This window comes from Candidatus Poriferisodalis multihospitum (assembly GCF_028283155.1).
Lineage (GTDB): Bacteria > Actinomycetota > Acidimicrobiia > Acidimicrobiales > Poriferisodalaceae > Poriferisodalis > Poriferisodalis multihospitum.
Map to the genome: position 1 here is coordinate 1 of NZ_JAPYOK010000080.1, position 24,721 is coordinate 24,721.

Annotated in this window: 19 protein-coding genes; 9 read left to right on the top strand and 10 right to left on the bottom strand. The window is 67.2% G+C overall.

The window, feature by feature from the left end; translation table 11 throughout:
- Window positions 1–654 (top strand): hypothetical protein (locus VI480_RS07435; RefSeq protein WP_323672191.1); only part of this gene is annotated, 654 nt, incomplete at its 5' end.
- A 28-nt stretch (window positions 655–682) separates the two neighbouring features.
- On the opposite strand, the gene VI480_RS07440 is transcribed toward VI480_RS07435, so the two are convergent.
- On the bottom strand, window positions 683–1,114 hold the full coding sequence (locus VI480_RS07440) for a hypothetical protein (protein WP_323672192.1): 432 nt from the start codon (window positions 1,112–1,114) through the stop codon (window positions 683–685).
- Between the two features lie 184 nt (window positions 1,115–1,298).
- Complete coding sequence (locus VI480_RS07445) at window positions 1,299–1,916, bottom strand: 5-formyltetrahydrofolate cyclo-ligase (protein ID WP_323672193.1); 618 nt, start codon at window positions 1,914–1,916, stop codon at window positions 1,299–1,301.
- 112 nt (window positions 1,917–2,028) lie between these two features.
- Between VI480_RS07445 and VI480_RS07450 the strand changes: the two genes are divergently transcribed.
- The gene (locus VI480_RS07450; protein ID WP_323672194.1) at window positions 2,029–2,967 is read left to right on the top strand and encodes a sterol desaturase family protein; all 939 of its coding nucleotides are present in this window, start codon (window positions 2,029–2,031) and stop codon (window positions 2,965–2,967) included.
- A gap of 134 nt (window positions 2,968–3,101) precedes the next feature.
- Here VI480_RS07450 and VI480_RS07455 read toward each other — a convergent pair whose 3' ends face one another.
- Window positions 3,102–3,827 (bottom strand): SDR family NAD(P)-dependent oxidoreductase, encoded by a 726-nt coding sequence (locus VI480_RS07455; protein WP_323672195.1) that lies wholly within the window; start codon window positions 3,825–3,827, stop codon window positions 3,102–3,104.
- A 26-nt stretch (window positions 3,828–3,853) separates the two neighbouring features.
- Between VI480_RS07455 and VI480_RS07460 the strand changes: the two genes are divergently transcribed.
- A complete protein-coding gene (locus VI480_RS07460) occupies window positions 3,854–5,047 on the top strand; it encodes an MFS transporter (protein WP_323672196.1) in 1,194 nt (397 codons plus the stop codon).
- Window positions 5,048–5,142: 95 nt separating this feature from the next.
- Here VI480_RS07460 and surE read toward each other — a convergent pair whose 3' ends face one another.
- Window positions 5,143–5,958 carry a 5'/3'-nucleotidase SurE gene (gene surE, locus VI480_RS07465; RefSeq protein ID WP_323672197.1) on the bottom strand — a complete coding sequence of 272 codons (816 nt, stop codon included), beginning with the start codon at window positions 5,956–5,958 and terminating at the stop codon, window positions 5,143–5,145.
- A gap of 85 nt (window positions 5,959–6,043) precedes the next feature.
- On the opposite strand from surE, the gene VI480_RS07470 reads away from it, so the two are divergent.
- Window positions 6,044–6,841, top strand: a complete 798-nt coding sequence (locus tag VI480_RS07470) for a metallophosphoesterase family protein (RefSeq protein ID WP_323672198.1) — start codon at window positions 6,044–6,046, stop codon at window positions 6,839–6,841.
- A 75-nt stretch (window positions 6,842–6,916) separates the two neighbouring features.
- Here the strand turns inward: VI480_RS07470 and VI480_RS07475 are convergent, their stop codons facing one another.
- Both VI480_RS07475 and VI480_RS07480 read right to left on the bottom strand, forming a co-directional pair.
- The gene (locus VI480_RS07475; RefSeq protein WP_323672199.1) at window positions 6,917–8,944 is read right to left on the bottom strand and encodes an ABC-F family ATP-binding cassette domain-containing protein; all 2,028 of its coding nucleotides are present in this window, start codon (window positions 8,942–8,944) and stop codon (window positions 6,917–6,919) included.
- 68 nt (window positions 8,945–9,012) lie between these two features.
- A complete protein-coding gene (locus tag VI480_RS07480; RefSeq protein ID WP_323672200.1) occupies window positions 9,013–9,930 on the bottom strand; it encodes an LLM class F420-dependent oxidoreductase in 918 nt (305 codons plus the stop codon).
- Window positions 9,931–10,238: 308 nt separating this feature from the next.
- On the opposite strand from VI480_RS07480, the gene VI480_RS07485 reads away from it, so the two are divergent.
- Together VI480_RS07485 and VI480_RS07490 are read left to right on the top strand one after the other, a co-directional pair.
- Entirely contained in the window at window positions 10,239–11,948 is a 1,710-nt protein-coding gene (locus tag VI480_RS07485; protein ID WP_323672201.1) for an ABC transporter substrate-binding protein, read from the top strand.
- A 207-nt stretch (window positions 11,949–12,155) separates the two neighbouring features.
- On the top strand, window positions 12,156–13,856 hold the full coding sequence (locus VI480_RS07490; RefSeq protein ID WP_323672202.1) for an ABC transporter substrate-binding protein: 1,701 nt from the start codon (window positions 12,156–12,158) through the stop codon (window positions 13,854–13,856).
- A gap of 102 nt (window positions 13,857–13,958) precedes the next feature.
- Here VI480_RS07490 and VI480_RS07495 read toward each other — a convergent pair whose 3' ends face one another.
- Entirely contained in the window at window positions 13,959–15,560 is a 1,602-nt protein-coding gene (locus VI480_RS07495) for an FAD-binding oxidoreductase (protein ID WP_323672203.1), read from the bottom strand.
- 47 nt (window positions 15,561–15,607) lie between these two features.
- Window positions 15,608–16,810 (bottom strand): acyl-CoA dehydrogenase family protein, encoded by a 1,203-nt coding sequence (locus VI480_RS07500; protein ID WP_323672204.1) that lies wholly within the window; start codon window positions 16,808–16,810, stop codon window positions 15,608–15,610.
- Between the two features lie 110 nt (window positions 16,811–16,920).
- On the opposite strand from VI480_RS07500, the gene VI480_RS07505 reads away from it, so the two are divergent.
- Together VI480_RS07505 and VI480_RS07510 are read left to right on the top strand one after the other, a co-directional pair.
- Window positions 16,921–17,964: an LLM class F420-dependent oxidoreductase gene (locus VI480_RS07505; RefSeq protein ID WP_323672205.1), complete on the top strand. Its 1,044-nt coding sequence runs from the start codon at window positions 16,921–16,923 to the stop codon at window positions 17,962–17,964.
- A 9-nt stretch (window positions 17,965–17,973) separates the two neighbouring features.
- Entirely contained in the window at window positions 17,974–18,489 is a 516-nt protein-coding gene (locus VI480_RS07510) for a YbaK/EbsC family protein (protein ID WP_323672206.1), read from the top strand.
- 25 nt (window positions 18,490–18,514) lie between these two features.
- Here VI480_RS07510 and VI480_RS07515 read toward each other — a convergent pair whose 3' ends face one another.
- Entirely contained in the window at window positions 18,515–20,893 is a 2,379-nt protein-coding gene (locus VI480_RS07515; protein ID WP_323672207.1) for an MMPL family transporter, read from the bottom strand.
- Between the two features lie 149 nt (window positions 20,894–21,042).
- Between VI480_RS07515 and VI480_RS07520 the strand changes: the two genes are divergently transcribed.
- The gene (locus VI480_RS07520; RefSeq protein WP_323672208.1) at window positions 21,043–23,082 is read left to right on the top strand and encodes a 5'-nucleotidase C-terminal domain-containing protein; all 2,040 of its coding nucleotides are present in this window, start codon (window positions 21,043–21,045) and stop codon (window positions 23,080–23,082) included.
- Here the strand turns inward: VI480_RS07520 and VI480_RS07525 are convergent.
- Window positions 23,010–24,674 (bottom strand): Ppx/GppA phosphatase family protein, encoded by a 1,665-nt coding sequence (locus VI480_RS07525; protein WP_323672209.1) that lies wholly within the window; start codon window positions 24,672–24,674, stop codon window positions 23,010–23,012. The two genes, VI480_RS07520 and VI480_RS07525, sit on opposite strands and share 73 nt — an antisense overlap.
- Between the last annotated feature and the right edge of the window lie 47 nt (window positions 24,675–24,721).

Consider the following 24,721-nt stretch of genomic DNA (forward strand, 5'->3'; position numbering starts at 1 on the left):
GTGCTGCGCGATATGCAGTGGCATTGCCGCGAGTGCGAGTACACGCACACGGGAATAACCCAGATCGCTGGAGGCGCAGGCATACAGGGCTTGCAACGAGGCACGAAATCACGTCCTGGGCTGGTCATTGAGAGCGCCAACCACCTGTGCACCGCCTGCGACCGCACCACGCGCCACGACCGCTGGCAAGGCAACTTCACGCGGGCAGTGCCATCGTCGACGATGCCGCGAGGCTTCGTGCGTCGTGCCGTAAGGCTTCTCGGCTCACGCGATGTGGTCGAATTGACGGAGCGCCCACCGAACCAGTTGACCGTGGACCACAAGCTGCCTCAGTTGCGCTGGGGTGGCACTGAGGTTGCTGCTCAGCAGGACTACAGCGCGATGAGCGACGAAGACATCGTGGACAAGTTCCAGTTGCTCAAGAAGTCGAATGGAAGTGTCAGCCACAACTTGCTGAAATCGCGGGCCTGTGAGCGCTGCTACAAGACCGGGAACCGTGGCACTCCGTTCGGCATCCGGTTCTTCTACGCCGGTAACGGCAAATGGGCACCTGCCGACAAGCAGGACGCGTCCGGCTGTGTCGGCTGCGGATGGTTCGACTTCGATGCGTGGCGCTCGGCACTGAACAGGACACTGCGACTAGGGACTCCCTGAGCACTCGCCCGACCACAAGACCGTCGAGTCAGTGCCCCAAGGCTGAGCCGAACGCCCGAGCCTCTGCCTGCAGTTCGGCAAATCCGCCCTCGGCGAGATAGCCAGGGGCGAGCAGTGCGAGGAAGGCCCGGCGTTCGTCGCTCAGCAGCTGCGCGTCGAGGTCAAGCCATTCCGCTGTCGAAGCGGACGGGTCGCAGTCGAACAGCCGGTATCGGTTGCCGCAAGCGAGCACGAGGACGCTTCCGTCGGTCTTCGAGTCGTCGGAAACGAGCAGGTATCCCAGCTCGGAGTTGCCGACCCGTTCGCGCCACCGGGCCCGCATGAACGTCTCGCTGGCTTTGGATGCCGTGGCGACTTCCACATGGCCGAAACGGACCGTCCGCAGTGCGCCGGGGCCAGGCGGCACCTCCCGTGCCGCACTGCGCGCCGCCAGCCGACTCAGCAGCTCATCGGCGTTCACGGGTCGCAAGCGTACGTGTCGCTCGACAGCGAGTACCTGACCGTTCATGACCCTCCAAGCGCGCGGACTCGCGCTCGCAAACGTGCAGGGAAATGCTGATCGGCAACCTATGCGCCGACGCGTCGGCGACCAAGCCAGTTTCGACGGCGCTGCCGATCTGGCCCCCCGTTCGGCAACGCCGCCGTCAGTTCGAGCTTGGGGCGATGGCGACGACGCCATCCTCGGTTGCCAGATGGGTCATCGGAACGTCGTGGGGCTCGGACGGCAGCCGATCGAAGACGAGCTCGGAGAGGGCCACGCCGACACGGGGGCAGTCTCCGGGCAGCCTGGCAAGCAACTCGTCGAAGTAGCCGACGCCGTGACCCAGCCGTGTGCCGAGGCGGTCGAAGGCCACGCCGGGCACGAGCGCCAGCGAGATGTGCCGGGGCTGCAACTCGAACGCGGCGGCCGTGGGCTGGGGGAAGCCGTAGCGATGCTGCTCCATCGCCCCGATCGCCGGGTGCAGCGTGAGCGGACCGGCTGGGGGAGTGCGGGTGACGGCGAAGCGCTGCCAGCCGAGCCCGTCAGCCAGACCGTCCAGCGACAGCTCGTCCGCCATGGCCCGGTAGAAGAGGATCAGATTGGCTCCCGGGGGCATGGGGCGCCCGGCGACGGGGGTCGAGCGTTCGTCGAATGCCTCGATGAACGCCCGCAGGCCTGCGACGACGGCGGCGTTCACTTCGGCGGACATCGGTCGCCGGTGATCCCGAACCCGCCGACGCCAGTCGGCCTTCGAAGCGTCAGCCCCCGGTCTCGCGCTCACGGCGCCGACGCTAGGTGTCTCGCACCAGTCGATGTCGCCGCCGTCCCCAGCGGGGCCGAACGGCCCGGTCATGGCTCTCGGCATCGGTGCATGCAGACGTACAATCCGCGTCGTGGGGATCGGGGAGGTGACGCTCCCGCCGATGTACGAGCGGCCGCCTCGACCGCTCGCGATGGCGCGCTGGACGATCACCAAGTTCCTCTGGTGGCAGGGCGGCCTGTGGATCGCTGTCGGCATCGTGGCGTGGAACTGGCTTACGCCGCCGCTCGAGAGCTTCGCGAGCCCCGCCGCGTCGGCGGTCGCACTGGTCTACGTGCGCAACGTGGCGCTCATGATTGCGGTGGCAGGCGGCCTGCACTGGCGGCTGTTCATCCGGCGCAGCCAGGGCACCCGGCACAAGTACGACGAGCGATGGCTATCGGTGGGTCGCCGCCCGTTCCTGTTCCGCAACCAGACGCGTGACAACGTCTTCTGGTCGCTCGCCAGCGCCTGCCCCATCGCAGCGTTGTACGAGGCGCTGATGCTGTGGCTGTATGCCAACGACCTCATCTGGACCGTTCCGGCAAGCGGCGATCTCGCCAGTTTCGGCTACACAGCGGCGTTGACGCTGCTGATCTTCCCGCTGGGCTCGGTGCACTTCTATGCCAACCACCGGCTGCTCCACACCAAGCACCTGTACCGCTGGGCTCACTCGCTGCACCACCGCAATGTCAATATCGGCCCGTGGTCGGGCGTGTCGATGCACCCGCTCGAGCACGTGCTGTACCTCTCGGTGCCGCTCATGTTCCTGCTGATCCCGGCGAACCCCTACCTGATCACGCTGACAACCACGTACTTCCTGCTGTCGCCGGCAGTGTCACATGCGGGATTCGACCGGTTCGTCGTCGCTGGCAACCGCACCGTGGCGGGCGGGGACCGATTCCACACGCTCCACCACCGGTACTTTGACTGCAACTACGGAACGGCGCTGGTACCGCTCGACAAGTGGTTCGGCACCTTTCACGACGGCAGCGACAAAATTCGCAGCTCTCGTGGTGTCGATGGTGCCTAAGTTGATCCGTGAGGCGGGTCGCTGTCACGACATTGACAGGCCAGCGCAGCAACCTGCCTCACTTGTCGGATCCGCGAGATGACGGTACCACGTCGCGGTACCGAATCTGCCCTCCGTTTCCGACGCTGCGCCTTTCAGGCGATGGTCTCGGGTTCGGTGGTGACGAGCAGTTCGGCGACTGATGCGGTGTTCGGCAGCCGCAGGATCGTGGCCAAGGCCTGCGCCAGATCGTCGGCTTGGATCATGATCGACGGGTCCACACCGAAACCCGAGGTCATGTCGGTCTGCACATAGCCCGGACACACGGCCGTGCACCGGATCCCGTCAGGAAAGGTGAGGTGGCGGACCGAGTGATGCAGGGCCATTGCGGCGTGCTTGCTCATGGCATAACCGGGTGCGAAGGTGCCGCGCACTCGCTTGCCCGACATGGAGATCACGTTCACGATGCGGCCCTCGCCGCTGCGGCGCAGGTGGTCGAGCGTGGCACGGAGCATGCGGAACGGCCCCTTCGCGTTGACCTCCCACATCTCGTCGAGCGTGTCCTCAGTCAGCTCTTCGAACACATCGGGATAGGCGACGCCGGCGTTGTTCACGAGGCAGTCGATCCGGCCGTGCGCCGCAATCGTCTCGGCGGTCCAGCGCTCGGCCGCATCGAGGTCGGTTGCGTCATAGCAGTGCAGGGTGACGGTCGGGCCGCCGCCGTCGATGCGGTACGAGGCCGCTGAGGCTTCGAGCGCGGCCATATCGCGAGCAGCGAGCGACAGCGCCCAGCCGTCGGCATGCAGAGCAGCAGCGATGGACTCGCCGATGCCGCGATTCGCACCGCTGATCATCGCCACGCAACCGGTGATGTCTCGCATCTCGCATTCCTCCTGCTCAGCTCGGGGTGATCCCCGGCGGGCTGGCCATGACGGCGTCATTCTCGGCATCGACCCTGCTCGCCGACCAGATGACCGGCAGCGAGACGAAGGCCTCGTTGGCCGCCGTGTGCCTCAGCATCGGCGGCACGCTTGCGGGCATCCCGCTGGCCGCGCTGATGGCCCGTCACGGCCGCCGTGCCGGACTGGCCGCCGGCTACTTCGTCGGCGCACTCGGCGCCACGCTGGCAATGCTGTCGGCGTTCCTCGGGCGCTATTCGGTGCTCGTCGTCGGCATGGTGCTCATCGGCACCGGCCAAGCCGCGAATCTGGCCGCACGCTACGCCGGCGCCGACCTCGCAACCGATGAGAACCGTGCCCGCTCGATCAGCTTGGTGCTGTGGGCAAGCACGGCCGGTTCGGTGGTGGGACCCACGGTGGCGCTCGGTCTCAAGAGCTTCTTTGCCGACACCGAGGGGTTGAGCGGTTTCGCGCTGCCGTACGCCCTAGCGCTGGGCTTGTTCGTTCTCGCAACGGTCAACCTCTGGCGCCGTCTGCGTCCAGACCCGCTGCATGTCGTGGCTGCCGATGCGGGCGCCACCAGCGTCAAGCTGCCGAGCTTGGCCGAGGCTGGCCGCATTCTGGCCCATCCCGTGGCCTCGATTGCTCTCATCGGCATGATGCTGTCGCAGGCCGTGATGGTGGGCGTCATGACCGTCTCGCCGATTCACATGTCCCAGGGAGGCCAGAACCCGCTGATCATCGGCCTCATGCTGTCGCTGCACATCGCGGGCATGTTTGCGTTCTCGCCCTATGTGGGCTGGCTGGTGGACCGTGTCGGCGGCCAGATCATCATCGTTCTCGGAGCGCTCGTGCTCACCGTCGGCGCTGTCATGGCCGCCAACACTGAGGCTGCGCATGCCACCGGTTTGCTACTGGGCCTGTTCCTCGTCGGCATCGGCTGGAGCTGCTGTGTGGTGGCCGCCAGTTCGCTGCTGACGGCGTCGTTTCCCCAGGAGCGCCGTGTCAGCGTGCAAGCCACCGCGGACGTGCTGATGACGGCGCTCGGCGCGGCCGCGGGCGTGAGCTCAGGCCTGGCGGTGGAGCACCGCTCGTATGCCGATCTCGCGAGCTGGGGAGCATGGGTGGCGGTGGCACTCGGCATCGCGGCGGCGGTGATGCTGGTGCGCAACTTCAGAATGACCCGCCGCCTCACGGCCTGAAGCGTTCCCACCACGCTCGCGCCCACCCGCTCAGACGAAGTATGTCGAGCGGCCGCTGTCTGCCCTGAGCCGGCCTGAGCGGGAACGGTGCCGCGTCAGAACAAGCCGTTGAGGCAGGCAGTCAGCTTGGTGTCGGCCGTCGGCGCTCGCGCAGTGAGACGCGACAGGAACGACACCGAGACGAAGTCGTCCATGACGGCGCCGGTGTCGACCTCGGCGGGCATGTCGACGGCGTCGCCCCACTCCATGGCAACCCGGAACGCGTCAGCGTTGTCGGGATGCGGCTCCAGGCTCACCGAAGTGATCGAACGCGGCGGTAGGGTGCCGACCTCGGTGAACCGCCAGCCCTTCATGTCGGCGACTTCACGATTGGGCACATTGAGGTTGACTGCCCATGCCGAGTCGTGTTCGTCGGCGAGCAGACCACTGAGCACGACGCTGGCGACTTCGGCCGCCGAATGCCACTTCTGGTCGGCGATGGCGTCTTCCCAGCCTTGGCCCTCAACCCCGAATCCCTCGACGGTCTGGCTGACCGCCAAGCCCGGGATGTTGCCGTTGCGGCCAGTCAGCACCGCGCCGACGGTGCCGGAGTGGTACACGGATCGGCCGACGTTCGCGCCCGGGTTGATCCCCGACACCACCAAGTCCACCGGCCCGAATGCGCCGAGCCGGGCGAACATCACGCACAACGCTGGCGCCCCCGAAACCGCCCAAGCATCGGTGACGCCTTCGAAGCGCACCTTGTGCACCTCGGGATCCATGAGATGCAGCGGACCGATCGCGGCGCCCGCGCCCGAGTATTCGGAATCTGGCGCCACGACAACCACATCGCCATGAGCGGTCATGGCGCTCGCAAGCACGTACAGCCCTTCGGACTCGATTCCGTCATCATTGGTCACCAGGATCCGCACCGTGTCGAAGGTACTGCCCGCAGATGAAGCGGCGACGTATGGCTCCGGAACGGGGAGTGTCGGCTCCGTGGCAAGCTGTCTCGCTGTGAAGGAGCGGGCTGGGACGGGCAGCGGGCGCCAGTTGCGCGTTCTGCACACATCCGATGTGCACATCGGGCATGTACGCGGGCCGCATGGCAGTCACCGGGACGTATGCCAGTGCCCTATCCATGCCCTCGCGGCAACCGCGGTCGCCCATGCAGTCGACATCCTGCTGATAGCGGGAGACCTGTTCGACCACGCCCGGCTGAAACGGTCCGATGTCGCGCACACGATGGAACTGCTCGGCAGCGTCGATGCGTCAGTCGTCATCATCCCCGGCAACCACGACGTCCATGACGAGCAGTCGCTGTGGGGCGCCCATGCGGATCATGAGCACCGGCTCGAAGTCACCGGCGCTGGCGTGATCTTCCTCGACGATCCCGAGGGCGCCACCCTGCACTTCGGCGAGCACGACCTGACGCTGTGGGGCCGGGCGATGGACCTGCACCACTCCGAGTACCGGCCCCTGGCAGGCGTGCCGGCCCGCCCCGACGACGGCTGGTTCATTGCCGCTGGGCACGGGCACTTCCAGCGCACAGCCGACGATGCACACCGGTCGTCGCCGATCGCCGCCGAAGAGATCGAGGCCACCGGCGCCGACTACGTGGCGCTCGGGCACTGGCATGTGACGACCGATGTCTCGGTCGGCAATGTCGTCGCCTGGTACCCGGGGGCGCCCATGGGCATCCCGTCGAATGGCACTGCTTCGCTCGTCACGTTCTCGCAGGGTGCGGACGGCGCTGACCGCTCGGTTGCCGTAGCTCATGTGCCAGTGGCCGCGCCACCCGACGGCTGCGCCTAGCGGCACGCATATCTGCCCAGGGCTCAACCCCTTGGCGTCGGCCGGTCGGATGCTGGTTGCAGAGCGGCTAGCTGCTCAGTCTCCGGTGGCGGCGCGGTCAATACGACGCTGCAGCGCCTCGCATTCGGACATGTGGCGCACCGCATCGGACTTGGCAGTGCCGTAGTCCTCAGCGACTTGACGCGCACGATCGGGGTCGTCGTAGGTCGCGGGCTCGCCGAGCAGGGCCTGCAGTTCTGCGACCCGGTGCTCGGCGGCTTCCCAGGCTCGCTCGGCCACAGCCAGATCCCTGCGCATGGCGGCGGTCGCTTCGTGGACGGCTTGGCGCCTGCTAGCCCCCTCGCGGCGGCGCTCGGCAGCGGTAGCCCGCGACGTCGGTGCCCCCGTACCGGCATCTCGACTGCCAGCATGCTGGCCGCCCGTGCCTCCGCTGTCCGTGTGCTTGCGGCTGGTACCAGTGCTTCCCGCGGTGCTGCCGCCAGCGGTGCGTCTCGTGCTCAGCCCCGGCGGCCGCAGCAGATCCTCGTCGACGCCCGGGTGCAGAGTGGCGGTGCCGTCACGCACCACGATCAGCGAATCGGCCACGCTGCGGATGAGGTGGCGGTCGTGGGTCACCAGCAGCACCGTGCCCGGGTACACCGACAGCGCATCCTCCAGCAGATCGCAACTGGGCAGATCGAGATGATTCGTCGGCTCGTCGAGCACCAGCAGGTTCACCGGGTTGGCCATCGTGATGCCGAGCGCCAGCCGGGTGCGCTCGCCGCCGGAGAGGTCTGCCACCTTGCGGTCCGCAGCGTCGCCCGGAAAACCGAAGCCGCCGAGCATCGTGCGTACATTCCGCCCGGGCTGATCGCCCACCGAGGCCGTGAACTCCTCCACCACTGACCGTCGAGGATCCATGACCTCGGCGAGATGCTGAGCGAACGTGGCCATGTCCACGTTGCGGCCGCGGTGCAACTCACCACCGAGAACGCCCAATTCGCCCTGCAATACCCGCAGCAGCGTCGTCTTGCCGGCGCCATTCGGGCCGACTACGCCCACCTTGGTGCCGCGTTCGATGACGAGGTCCACTCCTTCGAGCACGGGAGCGTCTCCGTCGGCGTATCCCACTGAAGCGTCGATCATCTCCACGACGACCCGCGAGGAGCGCCGTGGTGTGCCGAAGCCGAAGCGGGCCGCCAGCTCCTTGCGGCTCGGGACCTCCACCGGTGCCAGCTTCGCCAGAGCTTTGATCCGGCTCTGCACCTGCCGAGCCTTTGTGGCCTTGTAACGGAACCGCTCGATGAATCGCTCGGTGTGGGCCCGCCGGCGAGCCTGTTGCGCCGCTGCCGCCTCCGCAGCCGCAATCCGCTCCTCGCGAGCCACAACGAACTCGGCGAAGCCGCCGACGTGCTCATGCGCGGTCGTGCCGTCCATCTCGATCACGCGGTTGGCAACTGCGTCGATGAAGTCACGGTCATGGCTGACGAACAGCAGCCCGCCCTCCCACGTAGCGAGCTGGTCTTCCAACCAGGCCACGGAGTCGACGTCGAGGTGATTTGTCGGCTCGTCGGCCAGCAGCACATCGGGCTTCGCGAGCAGCAGCTGGGCGAGCGCGACCCGCATCCGCCAGCCACCCGACAGCTGCGCCACCGGCCGCTGCGCATCGTCGGCTGCAAAGCCCAAGCCGGCGAGCACCCGGTGCGCTTCCGCTTCGAAGCCGTAGCCGCCGATCTGGCGAAAGTGAGCCTCCAGCTCGCCGTAGCGGGCGAGCACGTCGTCGTGGTCGGCAGCGTCGACATCGGCCAACCTCGCCTCCAGCGATCGCAGCTCGGCAGTCATAGCGGTGATGTCGCCCGCTCCGGCCAGCGTCGCTTCGAGCACAGTGCCGTCGGTGATCTCGGCGAGCTCCTGGGGCAGGTAGCCGATCGTCAGCCCGCTCTGGCGGTGGACCTCGCCCTCGTCCGGCTCGTTGATGCCGGCCAGGATCTCCAGCAAGGTCGTCTTGCCGATCCCGTTGCCGCCCACCAGCGCCACGCGTCGGCCAGGCGCCAGCTGCACGCTGACGTCAGCGAACAGCCGTCGCGGCGGGTACGACTTGGCGAGCGAGGATGCCCACAGCACAGCCCGAGTCTGCCGCCGGCCGGCGACGGGACGCGCTCGTCTGAGAGCGGCGCCTAGCGGCTGAGCCGCTAGGCGAAGTGGGGGGCCACGTCGGCCATGAAGGCACGCAGGGCTTCGAGGCGGCCCTCGATGCCGCCGCGTGCCACCGGATCGAGCACGAAATGCGTCACGCCGGCCTCGGCAACGCGCCCGACGCTGTCGATCATCTGCTCGGTGCTGCCGGCGATCGACACTTCGGGCTTCATGGCCGATGCCGGATCGAGGTAGTACCGCAGCGACAGCGTGATCTCGCTGCGATCCCGGCCGACGGCATCGCACGCCGCGCCCACCCCGCTCCAACCCGAAGCAACCTCGTCGACTGTCTCGAACGCCGCGTGGAAACCGTGCCCATGCTGCGCCACCCGCCGGTAGGCGGCCGCCGTGTTGCCTCCGACCCACACCGGCACCGGGTCCTGCACCGGCTTGGGCTCGAAGCCGACGGCGGGGAACGAGTAGAACTCGCCGTCGAAGCTCGGGTCGTCCTCGGTGAACAGCGCCTTGAACACCTCGAGCTGCTCGTCAGAGCGCTTGCCACGGCGATCCCATGGCATGCCCAGCACTTCGGCTTCCTCGCGCATCCAGCCCACGCCCACGCCCAGGATCAGGCGGCCGTTCGACAGCACGTCGATGGTTGCGAGACGCTTCGCCGTCTCCACTGGCGGCCGGTACGGCAGGATCAGCACGCTGAAGCCCAGCCGCAGGTTCTCAGTGACAGCGGCGACGAAGAGCAGTGTGCCGATGGGGTCGAGCCATCCCGTCTTCGGCGGCGCCGGGAACGAGCCGTCGTCGGAGTACGGGTACTTCGACACCAGCTCGGCGGGCCAGCAGACATGATCCGAAGCCCAGCCCGAAGCGAATCCGAGCTGGTCTGCTTCCGATGCGAACGTGATGAGCCCATCGCGAGATCCGATGCGGCCCAAGTGCGGCAGAGTGACTCCCCATTCCATGGGCCGACACGCTATGCCGCTCGCGCCCGCGCGCGCCCGCTGCGGCGGCGGCAGAACCCTCTGCGACCCGCGATCCGGCTGGTCGCAACGTCGCAGAGTCTCCTGCCGCCGCCGCAGCTCGTTCGTCGGTGTCCTTGCTGCGGGCGATTGTCACGCGATCGTCGTACCCGAGCTGAGAACGGCCCGGCGCGGCGCGATTACTCTCGCGCGCACCGCCGCAGCGGTCATGGGGAGACAGTCGGGGGCTACGGCTGCTGATTGTCGGCTTGCGACGCCGCGGTGGCTGCTGTTCCACCGAGGAGGGACCCATGCAACTATCCAAGAACCGCCTTTTGCGCTTGCTAGCGCTGCTCTTCGCGTTCTCGCTCGTCGCGGCCGCCTGCGGTGGCGACGATGGTGACGACGACGCCGGCGAGACCCAGACCACCGAGGCCATGGCCGAGGAGGAAGCGGACGACCACGACGAGGACGACGGCCACGACCACGACGAGGAGGAGATGGCCGCCGACGAGCCCGAGGAAGAGGCCGGCGGTCTCAGCCAGGAGGTCATCGAGCAGGCGGCCGAAGAAGAGGAGATGGCCGACGACGAGATGATGGACGACGAGGAGATGATGGAGTTTGACCGCTCCACCATGGAGGGCATCTTCGAAGAGGCCGAATTCCGGCGGGCCAAGGTTGTCGAGCGGATCACCGCCCAGATCGAGGCCGGCGAGTGGGGCGTTGGCGACGACAACGTCCTGCGCGGACCCGAAGGCTTCACCATCGATCTCAACGAGTGTCCCGATGACTGGTCCAACACTGAGGGCATCACCGACACCGAGATCCGTCTGGGCCAGACCGGTCCGCAGTCAGGCACCCTCGCGCTGTACGGCAACGCCCGCTTGGGCTGGCAGACCTACCTCTTGCATGTGAATGCCGAAGGTGGCATCGCAGGCCGCGATGTGGTCATGAAGTCCTACGACGACGCGTACGTAGCTGCACAGACCATCGAGTTCGTCGACGAGCTGATCGAGAACGACAACGTCTTCGCGATTCACACGCTGGGCTCGCCGAACACGCTGGCCGTGTACGACACGCTGAATGCCGAGTGCATCCCGCAGCCGTTCGTGTGGACGGGCCACCCGGCGTGGGGCGATCCCGAGGTGCACCCGTGGACCACGGGCAGCATCCTGTCGTACTCGACCGAGTCGGTGCTGTGGGGCAACTGGATCAAGGACAACCTCGCCGATGAGCTGCCGGTCGTGGTGGCCGGCCTGGTGATGGACAACGACTTCGGTCTGGCCTACGAGCTGGGCTTCGAGGAGTACGCACACAACAACCCCGACGTGGTGTCGGAGTTCGTGCCGGTGCGCCATGACCCTGCATCGCCGACGATCACCAATGAGATCACGACCATCGCCGCGAGCGACCCGGACGTCTACATCTCGATGACAGCGGGCAATGCGTGCTTGCTGGCCATCCAGGAGGTCGCGGCGTCAGGTTTGAAGGATGACATCTCGGCAGCCTTCACGCCGTCGGTGTGCAAGGCGCCGGCGAGCTGGGTCTCCCCGGCCGGAGACGACGGCGACGGCTGGTACATCGTGGGCGGCGGCGTCAAGGACACCACCGACCCGGCGTTGATCGGCAGCGATGCGTTCATCGACTTCATCATCGAGAGCCTCGAGGCCAATGACCTCGATCCGACCATCTCGATGTTCGGCAACGGCTACATGCTGGGCTACCCGTACGTGGAGGCGCTGCGCATCGCCGCAGAGCTGCCTGCGAGTGCGAACAACCCAGCAGGCCTGAACCGGGCGAACTTCATCCTGGCCGTGCGGGCGATCGATATCCACCACCCGATCTTCCTGGACGGCATCACGTTCGCCATGAACGGCAACGCGGATGCCTTCCCGATTGAGGGCACGGATATCAGCCAGTACGACTCGTCCACGCACTCCTGGATCGTCTCGAACGTCATTGACGTGAACGGCGCTTCGGGCAACTGCGTGTGGGACAAGGACAACGGCGGCTGCCGCTAGTTCTTTCTGACTGAGCGACATGAGCGGCCGTCGCCGCCGGAGTCATCCGGTAGCGGCGGCCGCTTGTCGCGTTCGGCTGCCACCCATTGCACGTCCTCTCGATCGGCGCGGCAACGTGGCGCATGGCAAGCGATTAGCTTCGGCGGGACTGTTGGGCACCAGGGGACCGTTCGGCCCTTGGTGCGGGGACACATCAAGGAGACTCATATGACCGGATCACACCGACGGCTATGGCGCCTGCTGGCGCTGCTCTTCGCGTTCTCGCTTCTCGCCGCTGCGTGCGGCGGCGGTGACGACGACGATGCGGGCGACGGCACCACGGACGCCGGCACGCAGACAGCCGATGAGGACATGGCCGATGAGGAGATGGCCGACGAGGAGATGGCCGACGAGGCTGAGCCGGAGGACGAAGGCTCCATCGGCGGCGGCATCACCCAGGAGGCGCTGGAGGAAGACGCCGCCGAAGACGAGGAGATGGCCGAAGAGGAGATGTCTGACGACATGACGGCCGTCAACCCCGACGACTTCGACCTGTCCACGATCGACGGCATCTGGGAGCTGGCTGCGGCACAGCGCCAGGCCATCGTCGACAAGCTCACCGCTGGCATCGAATCCGGCGAGTGGGGCGTCGGCGACGACGGCATCCTGCGTGGGCCCTCGGGCTTCGAGATCGACATGAATGAGTGCCCGGCGGACTGGTCCGACACCACCGGCATCACCGAGGACACGATCCGCATCGGTCAGACGACGGTGAAGTCCGGCAACCTCGCTGCATACGGCGACATCACCGTGGGCTGGGAGAACTACTACGAGTACGTCAACGCGACCGGCGGCGTAGCCGGCAAGGACATGGTGCTGATCTCCCGTGACGACGGTTATGTGGCAGCCCAGACCATCGAGTTCATCGACGAGCTGATCGAGTCGGAGAACGTCTTCGCGCTGCACACGCTCGGCTCGCCGAACACGCTGGCCGTGTACGACCAGATCAACGACGAGTGCATCCCGCAGGTCATGGTGGCAACGGGTCACCCGGCCTGGGGCGACCCGGTGAACCATCCGTGGACCACAGGCCTGCAGATGTCGTACTCGACTGAGGCGATCCTGTGGGGCAACTGGATCAAGGAGAACCTCGCCGACGAGCTGCCGGTGAAGGTGGCCGGCTTGGTGATGGACAACGACTTCGGGTTGGCCTATGAGCTGGGCTTCGAGGCCTACGCGCATGCGAACCCCGACGTCGTGAGCGAGTTCATCCCGGTGCGCCACGACCCGGCTGCTCCCACGCTGACCAACGAGGTCACGACCATCGCGGCAGCGAGCCCGAACGTGTTCATCTCGATGACGGCCGGCAACCCATGCCTGCTTGCGATTCAAGAGGTCGACGCCTCGGGCTTGCTCGACGACCTGTCGGTGGCGTTCACGCCGTCGGTCTGCAAGGCCGTGGCGGCCTACATGGCGCCGGCGGGCGATTCGGCCGATGACTGGTGGATCGTGGGCGGCGGTGTCAAGGACTCCACCGACCCGAAGCACGTCGACGAGCCGTTCATCTCGTTCCTGCGGAGCGAGTTGGCCGATCGCGGGCTCGATCCCGAGATCTCGCTGCTCGGCACCGGCTACTACTTCGCGTACCCGCACACCGAGGCGATCCGTGTGGCTGCCGAACTGCCGGGCGGCCTGACCAGGACCAACTTCATCCTGGCCGCGCGGTCGCTCGACATCTACCACCCGCTGCTGCTGGACGGCATCAACTTTGCTGCCGACGGCGCTGTGGACGGGTACTACGTGGAAGGCTCGGACTTCAGCCAGTACGACGCGGCGGAGCAGACGTGGGACATCGTCGGCGACATCGTGGACGTGAACGGCGGCTCTCCGAACTGCGCCTGGGACAAGGACAACGGCGGCTGCCGCTAGGCAGGCGCCGCAACAGCCCGGGCTGGAATGAGCCCGGCTGACTGAGCAAATGCAGGGCGGCCGCCGCTGCCCGACTACGGCAGCGGCGGTCGCTCGTCGCGTCTACGGATCGATGAGGACGCCGGGGTTGAGGATGCCGTTGGGATCCAGCCGCTTCTTGGCTGCCCGGATCGCTTCGGAGAAGAGCTCGGGGCGCTGGCGGTCGTAGGCGTTGGGACGGTGCATGCGGCCGACCGCATGATGGTGCGTGCACGTGCCGCCGGCTGCTTCGAGCGCCTCGTTGGCGGCGTCCTTGACGGTCTGCCATTGCTCAATCTCACCGCCCGGGGTGCCCATGCCCGACCACGTGTAGTACGGCGCGGGGCCGTCGGTGTAGACGTGAGTGAAGCGGCACGACAGCGTGTGATGATCGCCGAACACCTCCGCCAGCACTGCGCCCACCTTCTCGCGCACCACGGCGTCGAATTCGGGCCACCGGTCCCAGGTGATGGCAGTCTCGAAGGTGTCGTTGATCAACCCCAGCGAGGTCTCCACGCCGTTGCCCACGCCGATGAACGCGTTGCGCCATGCGCCGACTGCGCCGCCGCGGCCGGTGGGCGTGCCGGTGCCGTCATCGATCTGGATCTCGTCGTCGGGCACGTGCCCGTTGCACTCACGTGCGATCTCGACTGCCTGGGCGACATTGTGGCGTTGGGTCAGTTCAGCCGATTCGAACGACACGATGACCAGCGCGCGCTCGCCGTCCATGCCCGCAGCGCGCCCGGCTTCGGCCGGGTCCAGAATCCGCAGATTGGCCGGCCACAGCTTGGCTTGCACCAGGTGCCGCACGGCGTCGTAGCCGGCTTCCCATGTGGGGAACGTGATGCCGGCCGTGGCTCGGAACGTGGGGCGCTTCTGGATGCGCATCCACGCCTCGGTGATGATCCCGTAGATGCCTTCCGAGCCGATCACCATCCGGTCGGGGCTGGGCCCCGCGCCTGAGCCGGGCAGCCGGCGCGACTCCCACCAGCCCGACGGCGTGATCATCCGGGTCGACTCGACGAAGTCGTCGATGTGAGTGTGGTTGGTGGCGTAATGGCCGCCCGAGCGGGTGGCGATCCAGCCGCCGAGTGTGGAGAACCGGAACGACTGGGGGAAGTGGCGCAGCGTGTGCCCGCTGGGACGCAGCTGGTCCTCGAGGTGGGGGCCGAACACGCCCGCCTGGATGCGCGCAGCCCGAGACACGTCGTCGATCTCGAGTACATGACTCAACTGGTCCAGCGAGATCACCACGGTGGGACCGCGATCCTCTGGCGGGGTCAGGCCCCACACCACCGACGATCCGCCGCCGTAGGGGACCGCGATGTAGCCGTTGGCGTCGCACCAGTCGAGTGTTGCCTCCACCTCGACTTCGTTGCGAGGGTGCGCCACCACATCGGGTGGGTTGGGAAAGTCGAGGTTGAAGGCCCGGACCCGCTCGGTGAAGTGTGCGCCATAGGCGTAGCGAGCCCGGTCGTAGGTGCTGGTCGAGCACCAGCCGGCCACCGAGTCGGGAATCGATATACGTGGCGCACGCAAGTCGGCATCCGCCACCGACGGCACCGGCCTTGCTGTGATCTCGGTGCCGTACTGGGCTGAGAGCTTCTTGGCCAGCTCAGCCCGCTCGGCGTCGGTGGGTTCCTCGGATTCCAGGCACCACGCCCAGAACGACTTGCGGTCAGCCATGACTCGTACCTCCAGCTACGCGCCCGTCAACCTAGGCCAGCATCATCTCAGTCGTCGGCGAGCAGGGCGCGGCTGATGACCAGTTTCTGGATCTCGCTCGTGCCCTCGCCGATGATCATGAGCGGCGCATCCCGGTAGTAGCGCTCCACCGGGTACTCGGTGGAGAAGCCGTTCCCGCCGTGAATGCGCATGGCGTCCAGCGACAGCTCTGCGGCGGTTTCTGATGCGAACAGCTTGGCCATGCCCGCAGCCAGATCGACCCGCTCGCCCGCATCGGCCTTGCGGGCGGCGTCGTAGGTCATCAGCCGTGCAGCGTGCAGCTTGGTGGCCATCTCGGCGATTTTGAAGGCGATCGCCTGGTGCTTGGCGATGGGCTTGCCAAAGGCTTCGCGCTGCTTCGCGTACGCCAGAGCGGCGTCATAGGCCGCCTGGGCTACGCCCACGCCCCGGGCCGCCACGTTGATGCGGCCGAGTTCAAGCGCGGCGAGGGCCCAGCGGAGCCCGTTGCCGATGCCGCCGTCATGACCGTCGCCCCCCAGCACCCGGTCTGCCGGCACCCGGTGATCCACGTAGGACATCTCGACGGTCTCCAGCCCCCGGTAGCCGATCTTGTCGATCTTGCGACTCACCGTGATGCCGCCCGAGTGCTTGCCCGGCGTCTTGTCCACCAGGAAGCAGGTGATGCCCGAGCTGCCCGAGGGGTCGCCTTCGGGTACCCGAGCCAGCAGTGCCACGATGCCCGCACGCTCGCCGTTGGTAACCCACATCTTCGTGCCGTTGATGACGAACTCGTTGCCGTCTCGCACTGCACGGCAACGCAGCGCGCCAGCGTCGGAGCCGCTGTCGGGCTCCGACAGCGAGAAACAGCCGCGCAGCTTGCCGGTGGCCATCTGAGTCAACCGGTCGCGCTGCTCGTCGGTGCCGAACCGGTCGATCAGCTTGGCGCAGATGAGGTGGCTGTTGACAATCCCCGCCAGCGACATCCAGCCTCGCGACAGCTCCTCGATCACCCGTGCGTAGGTCACATGGTCGAGGTCGAGCCCGCCGTGCGATTCGGGAATGGTGGCGCCGAACAGGCCGAACTCCTCCATCTGCCCGGCCATCGCGGTGGGGTACTCATCGGCTAGTTCCAGGGGAGACGACTCGGGCACCACCACCTCGTCAACCCAGCGCCGCAGCGTCTCGATGATCTCGTCGGCGACGTCGTCTGCGGTCGCCGACGATCCTCCAGCGCCTCCGTGAACATTCATGACTGCTCCTCCCGAGTGGGTTCCGCCGATGCTTGCCCCGCCATCGACGCGGCATTGCTCCTAGCATTCGCGCCGACCCAATGCAGCAGTGAGCACGACGGAGTACGACGATGAAGATATCCATGGCGATCGGAGCGGGCGCGAGCTTGGACCCCAAGCGCCTCACCCAGCATGTGACCGATCTCGAAGCGGCTGGCGTCGACATGATCTGGGGCGGCGAGATCTACGGCTTTGACTTGGTGTCGACGCTGGCCTACGTGGCCGCCAAGACCGAGCGCATCCAGCTCATGACCGGCATCCTGCCCATCTACTCGCGCAGCCCCGCCATCATCGCCCAGACCGCCATGACCATCGACACGCTGTCCGAAGGCCGGTTCATCCTGGGGCTCGGCACCTCTGGGCCGCAGGTGATCGAGGGCTGGCACGGCGTGCCGTTCAGCAAGCCGATGGGACGGACCCGCGACGTCATCGAGATCTGCCGCAAGGTCTGGTCGGGCGACAAGGTGGTCCACGACGGCAGTGCCGTCAGCCTGCCCTATGACGGGGGCACCGGCCTGGGCAAGCCGCTCAAGCTCATGGCCAAACCGCACCGCCGAGACATCCCGATCGCGGTCGCGTCGATCGGCCCGCGCAACGTCGAGATGACCGCCGAGCTGGCCGAAGTGTGGCAGCCCATTCACTTCCTTCCCGAGAAGTTCAACGACGTATGGGGTGATGCGCTGGCGGCAGGCGGCGCCAAGCGCTCCGACGATCTGACCGACCTGCAGATCGTGGCCGGCGGCACCGTGGCGATGGGCTCGGGCCCGATGGTCGACGCGGTCCGCAAGGGCGTGCGCGACAACGTGGGCTTCTACGTGGGCGGCATGGGCGCACGCGACAAGAACTTCTACAACGACCTGTTCAAGCGCTACGGCTATGTGGACGAGGCGGAGAAGATCCAGGACCTGTTCCTGACCGGCAAGCGAGACGAGGCCTTCGCCGCAGTGCCCGACGACTACGTCGACCGTGCCAGCCTCACCGGCGACCCAGAGCGGGTGCGCGAACGCATTGAGGTGTACCGCTCGGTGGGCGTGAGTTACCTCGACATCACCATCCCGCCCGAGACTGAGAAGCCGCTCGACGTCATCTCCCAAGTCAAGGCCTGGGCCGAGTAGCCAACACCCGTGGCGACCGGCATTGATGACACCGACGGCAACCGAGTCGGCGCCGCGCGCCTGAGCGCTCGTGAGCGGTTTCTGGCAGGAGCCGAAGCACTGGGCATGACGCCTCGGATCCTTCGTTTTCCCGAGGGCACGCGTACTGCGGAGCAGGCGGCCGCGGCAGTCGGCTGCGAACTCGGTCAGATCGTGAAGTCGCTGGTGTTCCTGTGCGATGGTCAGCCAGTGCTGGCCCTGACCTCCGGCGCGAATCGGGTCGATACCGGGAGACTGGGGGAGTTGCTCGGCGGTGCTATCACCCGTGCCGACGCAGACGGCGTGCGGGAGGCCACTGGCTACGCGATCGGGGGCACGCCTCCGTTCAGCCATGCGCGGCTGCTGCGTGCCGTGGCGGACCCGGCACTGCTGGCGTTCGGCACGGTGTGGGCTGCCGCAGGTACGCCTGACACGGTTTTCGAGCTAACGCCCGGCGAACTCGTGGATGCGAGCGGCGCGGAGGTCGCTGACTTCGTCGCTGGCTGACTGCGATGGGCTCAGTCGTGCGCGCTCAGCCCGCGTGCTCGGGCTCTTCGCCGTATTCGGTTTGCTCAGCGTGCTCGGGTTCAAGATCCTCGTCGTCGGCCTGCCCGGTGTCGGGCAATTCGCCTTCGACCCGCAGGTTGGGGATGATGCGGTCGAGCCAGGCCGGCAGCCACCAGTTGCGAGCGCCGAGCAGTTCCATGGTCGAAGGCACGATCAGCATGCGCACGAGCGTCGCGTCGATGGCGATGGCCGTGGCGAGGCCCAGGCCGAACAGCTTGACGACCCGTTCTTCCTCCAGCACGAAGCTGCCGAAGACCACGATCATGATCGCCGCCGCCGCGGTGATGACCCGAGCCGTCGCGGCTAGCCCGTCGGCCACGGAGTTGACCGGATCGCCGGTGCGCTCGTACTCCTCCTTCATGCGTGAGAGCAGGAAGACCTCGTAGTCCATCGACAGCCCGAACAGCACGGCGAACAGCATCATCGGGATGAACGGCTCGATCGGTGCGGGCTGGATGCCTAAGACGCTGCCGAACCAGCCCCACTGGAAGATGGCCACCAGCACGCCGTAGGACGCCCCGATGGAGAGCATGTTCATGATGACGGCCTTGAGCGGCACCACCAGCGAGCGGAACACCGCCATCAGCAGCAGGAACGACGCCCCCAGCACCGCTCCGAAGAAAACCCACATGCGTCCGGCCAGGTAGTCGCTGAAGTCGATCTGGAAAGCCACGGTGCCGCCGACCAGCGCGTCGACGCCGGTGCCGTCCATGGCGGTCGGGATGACCTGGTCGCGCAGCGTGTGGACGAGCGTCTCGGTGGCGGCGTCCTGGGGACCGGTCGCGGGCAGCACCCGGATCATTGCCGCCTGACTGTCGGGGCTCGGGAACGGCGGGGAGGCAGCCACGACGCCGTCGGTGCGATTCAGTGCGTCGGTCAGCGCCAACAGCGAGAGCATGTCTTGGTTGCCGGATGTTTCGGCGACGATCAGGAGCGGCCCGTTCGCCCCCGGTCCGAAGCCGTCGGCGATGAGGTCGTAGGCCTTGCGGGTGGTGCTGTCGGGCGGGAAGTTGCCCTCGTCGGAGAAACCGAGGCGCAACGCGAAGACCGGGGCGGCGGCCAGCACCAGCACGGCGGTGCCGCCGAGCGCGAACAGCCAGGCCCGGCGCTGCACGACCCGGCTCAGCCGGTACCAGGCGGTGGCGCGCAGCGGTTTGGGCTGACGGTGGTGCAGGATCCGCCTCAACGGGTTGCGCGGACCGCCGACGGCCCCCGCAATGAGAACGGCAGCGGCCGCAGGCAGCGCGGCCAGCAGCGGGCGGATGCCCAGACCGAAGCCCAGCAGCGCCACCGACACCAGCGATGCAGCGAGGATGCCGCGGACCCTGGTGGTCGCCATCCGGTTGCGCATCAGCCCCAGCACGGCGGGCAGCAGGGTCATCGAACCCGCCATCACGATCGAGACAGTGATGGCCGCAGACAGCCCCAGTCCGGCCACGAAGGGCAAGCCCATGAGCAGCAGTCCCAGCAGCGACACCACCACGGTCGCACCGGCGAAGAGCACTGAACGACCTGCGGAATCCAGCGCTGCACCCACCGCGTCGAGCGGGCTGAACTTGTTGCGCACCCATTCCCGATAGCGGTTGAGGATGATCAGCGCGTAGTCGATGCCCACGCCGAGCCCGATCATCACCCCGAGCGTCGGCGCGATATCGGGCACCGTGAAGACATTGCTGAGGATCGTGATGGTGAGCGCGCCGATGCCGACACCGATCAGCGCCGTCCCGACCGTCACGCCCATGGCGACCACCGAGCCGACGGCTGCGATCAGCACGAACACGGCAAAGGCGAGCCCGATGGCCTCGGTCTCAGGAGGCTCCTGGCCGGCGAGCCACGAGCCGCCGAGCTCCACCTGGACGCCCGGGATCTCGCGCACGCCGCTGCGGTCGATGAGCTCGACGATGTGCTCGCCGAGCCCGCCCGCGTTGTCGAGATTGAACGAGCGGCTGATCTGGACCTCGGCGACGGCGATCTGGCCCGCATGCGGGCCTTGCTGTGCGACGAACTGGCGGCCGCCGGGGTCATATGGCGAGTTGACCGTCACCTCGTCGAGGGCATCGACGGCGACGAACAGCTCGGTGAGCGTCGATCGCACGGCAGGGTCGTCTACCCCAGAACTGGACTTCACCACGATCGATCCGTTGATGTTGGAGTCGAAGTCGCCGAAGTGGCTGTCCAGCACGTCGGCGGCGCGGTCGCTCTCGGAGTCGGGGCTGCTCAGCGACGCGCCCCACGACGGCCCCACGAGCCCTGCCAGCAGTCCCGCAGCGATGGCGAGCGCCAGCCACCCGGCAAACACTCGCCACGGATTGCGGAAGCACCACTGGCCGAGCGCGATGTACATCGGCGGCGTCCTTCCGTGGTGGTGAGCGCTGCCGTGCCACAGCGAGACTTCTGGTGCCCGATGCGCAGCCCTCAATGAGAGTCAGCCGGGCAAGCTAGCGCCACACGGCGCTGCAACACTTCGTGACGAATGAACTGAGGAGGCAGCACGTGGCTGTGACCAAGCTGAACGACGCAGGACTGCGCCGACATCGAGTCGGGCTCGTCCGCTGGGCCGCGGCGGCCATCGCCATGTTGCTGGCGGTGCCGCTGGCAGCGTTGCCGTCGGGTGCCCAAGCCGATGACGACGGCGGTGCAACGCCCACGCTCATCTCTGCGGGTCCGGTGACGCTCACGATCCTGCACAACAACGACGGCGAGTCGAAGCTGCTGCCCGACGTCGAGTCGGGCTTCCCGGGGGTGGCGAGGTTCGTGGCCGCGATGCGCGAGTTGCAGGCTGCGGCCGCCGAGGCCGGGTCAGTAGTGACGCTGACCTCCGGCGACAACTTCCTCGCCTCGCTAGAGCTGGGCGTGTCGCTCGATCGCGAGGGCCCGATGTACGACTCGGTTGCGCTCAGCGGCATCTACGACGCCATGGCGCTTGGCAACCACGATTTCGATTTCGGACCCGACGTGACAGCCCGCTTCATCGAGGGCTTCGATCCGCCGATCCCGTTCCTGAGCGCCAACATCGACGTCTCTGCCGAGCCGGAGTTGGCCGCCTTGGCCGAACGGGGACTGGTGGCGCCGTCGACCGTGATCGAGACTGGCGGCGAGCGCATCGGCGTCATCGGAGCGGTGACGCCGTGGCTGCCGAATATCTCGAGCCCGCGCAGGGCGGTGGTCAGCGCAGTGCTACCCGCCGTGCAGGCAGAAGCCGATCGCCTGGCCGCTGACGGCGTCAACAAGATCATCCTGGTCAGCCACCTGCAAGACGTGAATGAAGAGGTGGCGTTGGTCGGCGAGCTCAGGGGCGTCGACGTGGTGATCGCCGGCGGCGGCGATGACCTGCTGGCGAACCCCGGCGACACCTGTCAGCCCGACGAGGAGCCGGTGGCGCCGTACCCGATGTGGGCGGACGATGCGGCGGGCAGCCGGGTGCCGGTGGTTACTGCGCCAGGTGCTTACCGCTGCATCGGCAAGCTGGAGGTGACCTTCGACGCCGACGGGAATGTCACGGCGGCCGCAGGCGCCTCGATCGGCGTCGCGCTCGACCGTGATCCCGACGCCACGGTGCAGGCCGACGTTGTCGAGCCGCTGACCGCCGAGGTGGCGCTGGTGGGCAGCACCGCCCTCGGCACGAGCGATGTCGAGCTTGAGGGTCGCAAGCCGGTCTTGCGCAGCCAGTCCACCAACGTCGGCAGCCTGATGGCCGACGCGCTGCGGGTGCGCGGCGCGCATCTCGCCTCCGGCTTCGGTGTGGCGGCCCCGCAGGTGGCGGTGACCAACGGCGGCGGACTCCGCAACGACTCGGTCATCGGTGCAGGCACGGTGAGTGTGGGCACCACCTGGGACATCGCCCCGTTCAACAACGTGCTGGTCACCGCCGAAGTGCCGCGCGCCACGCTGGCCGAGTTGCTCGAGCGGGCGCTGAGCGCGCTGCCGCGTGCGTCGGGCCAGTTCCCGCACGTTTCGGGCATGACCGTCGTCTACGACCCAGACGGCACCGGGCAGGGAATCGACCGCGACGGCAACTGCGGGCTCATCGAACCCGCCGGCACACGTCTGCGCGAGGTGATTCTGGACGACGGCACCCAGATCGTCACCGATGGCGAGGTGGTGCCTGGTGACCCGGTGGCGCTCGCCACGGTCGACTTCCTCGCCGGCGGCGGAGACTGCTACCCGTTGGGAGACATCGCCTTCACCCGCCTCGGGGTCACTTACCAGCAGGCACTGGCGGATTACATCGTCGAAGACCTGAGCGGCATGATCAGCGCCGAGCAGTACCCCGCCGACGGCGGCAATCGGGTGATGGAGTCGGCGTCTGGCGAAGCGCCCGATGGCGATGCCGATGACGGCGACTACATGCTCTATACCGTCCAGCCGGGCGACTTCCTCTGGAAGATCGCAGCGGCGCGCCTTGGCCACGGGGCACGCTGGCCGCTCATCTTCGAGGCGAATGAAGGCCGCGAGCAGGCCTATGGCGGTGCGCTGACCGACCCGGACGTGATCCTGGTGGGCTGGCTGCTGCGCATCCCATTGGTGGGGTGAGTGGCCCGACCGGTCTCGGCTGTTTCAGACTCGATCACCACGGTGCGTCCGGTGACCGATTCGAGCAGTTCGCTGCGGGCTCGGGCTGTGAAGAGTTCGACGGAGGTGTCAACACCGGGTGAGACGCGTGCGACCAGCCGGAGTTCATTGCTGAGCAGTCGGTCCGACTCCCCGGGCTCGTGCGCGACGCGGATGCGCGTCACCACCTGACGATTGGAGCGGTCAAGGCCGATCGCCACGCGCAGCATTGCCGCCATCCAGCGCACCTTGTTCTTGTCTGCTGAGCCCAGAGAGGCGAAGTCGGCATGCTTGGACTTGGGCGCGCTCTTGCGGTGATAGCGAGCGACCTGGGCGATGATCTCGATCTCGCGTTCGGTGAATCCGGTGAGGTGCTCACTGTTGCGGATGATGTAGTAGCTGTGACGGTGGTGGGCGCTGTGGGAGATGAATATCCCCACGTTGTGCAGCAGCGAGGCTGCCTCGAACAGCTCCCGGTCTTCTTCGCCGAGCCCGTGCTGAGAACTCAGGCCGTCGAACAACTCGAGTGCCAGGTCGGTGATGTGCTCGGCGTGTCCCAGGTCCTCGTGGTAGCTGTTCGCCACGTACATGACTCCCGAGCGCCGCAGGTCTTCGAGACGGTGGAACGGATCCAGCCCCGGCGCAGCGGCTCGCCGCATCTGCTCGAACAGGATCCCCTCCCGCAGGGCGTAGTCGGATACTTCCATGCGCTTGATGCCAAGCAGCTTGAACGTCTCCGACAGCAACAGCGCGCCGCCCACGATGATGTCGGCCCGGCGTTCCTCCAGCCCTTCGATGTCGAGCCGGCGCGCCGGAGTCATGGCATTGGCGAGATCTGCTGTGAGGGAACGCAGTTCCTTGGCTGTGAACGACAGCCGGCCGGTACGGCTGTCGCGATCGCCGCGCCGGAGGGCGCACATGCGCGCCAAAGCCATGATGGTTCCCGACGAGCCGACAGCAGTCTCGAAACCGAGCTCACCGATCTCGGCTGGCAAGTGGCCGAGGAACGACTCGATGTGGATGCGGCACTCGCGAACAGCACGCTTACGCGAGCGGCCCTCAGGGAAGAAGCGGTCGGTAAGCCGGATTGAGCCGAGCTTGAGACTGCGCATCAGCAGGGGCTCGGCACCGTCGCCGACGATGAACTCAGTGGAGCCGCCGCCGATGTCGATGACCAGGTGCCGCTTGTCGAGCAGCGGGACGGCCGCCATCACGCCCAGATGGATCAGTCGGGCCTCCTCGATGCCGGAGACCACCTGGATGTCCACTCCGGCCTCGGAAAGGGCCCGCGCCACAAACTCGCCTCGGTTGTCGGCCTCGCGTACCGCGCTGGTGGCCACGGCTGTGATGGTGGCGGCGCCGGCGTGATCAGCGATGCGTCGCATGCGGTCGAGCGCCGCGATGCCGCGATCCATGGCGTCGGCGGTAAGGCGCTTCATGTCCTCGCCGCCCGAGCCCAGCCGGACCGGCTCGCGTTCGCGTGTCAGCACTTCGAAATGGCCATCTGCATCGACCGATGCGACAACGAGGTGGAACGAGTTCGTTCCGACATCGATCGCCGCGATGACGCTCACGCATCGCAACGCTAGAGGGAGCACCGGGCGGCCCTGATGATGTTGGT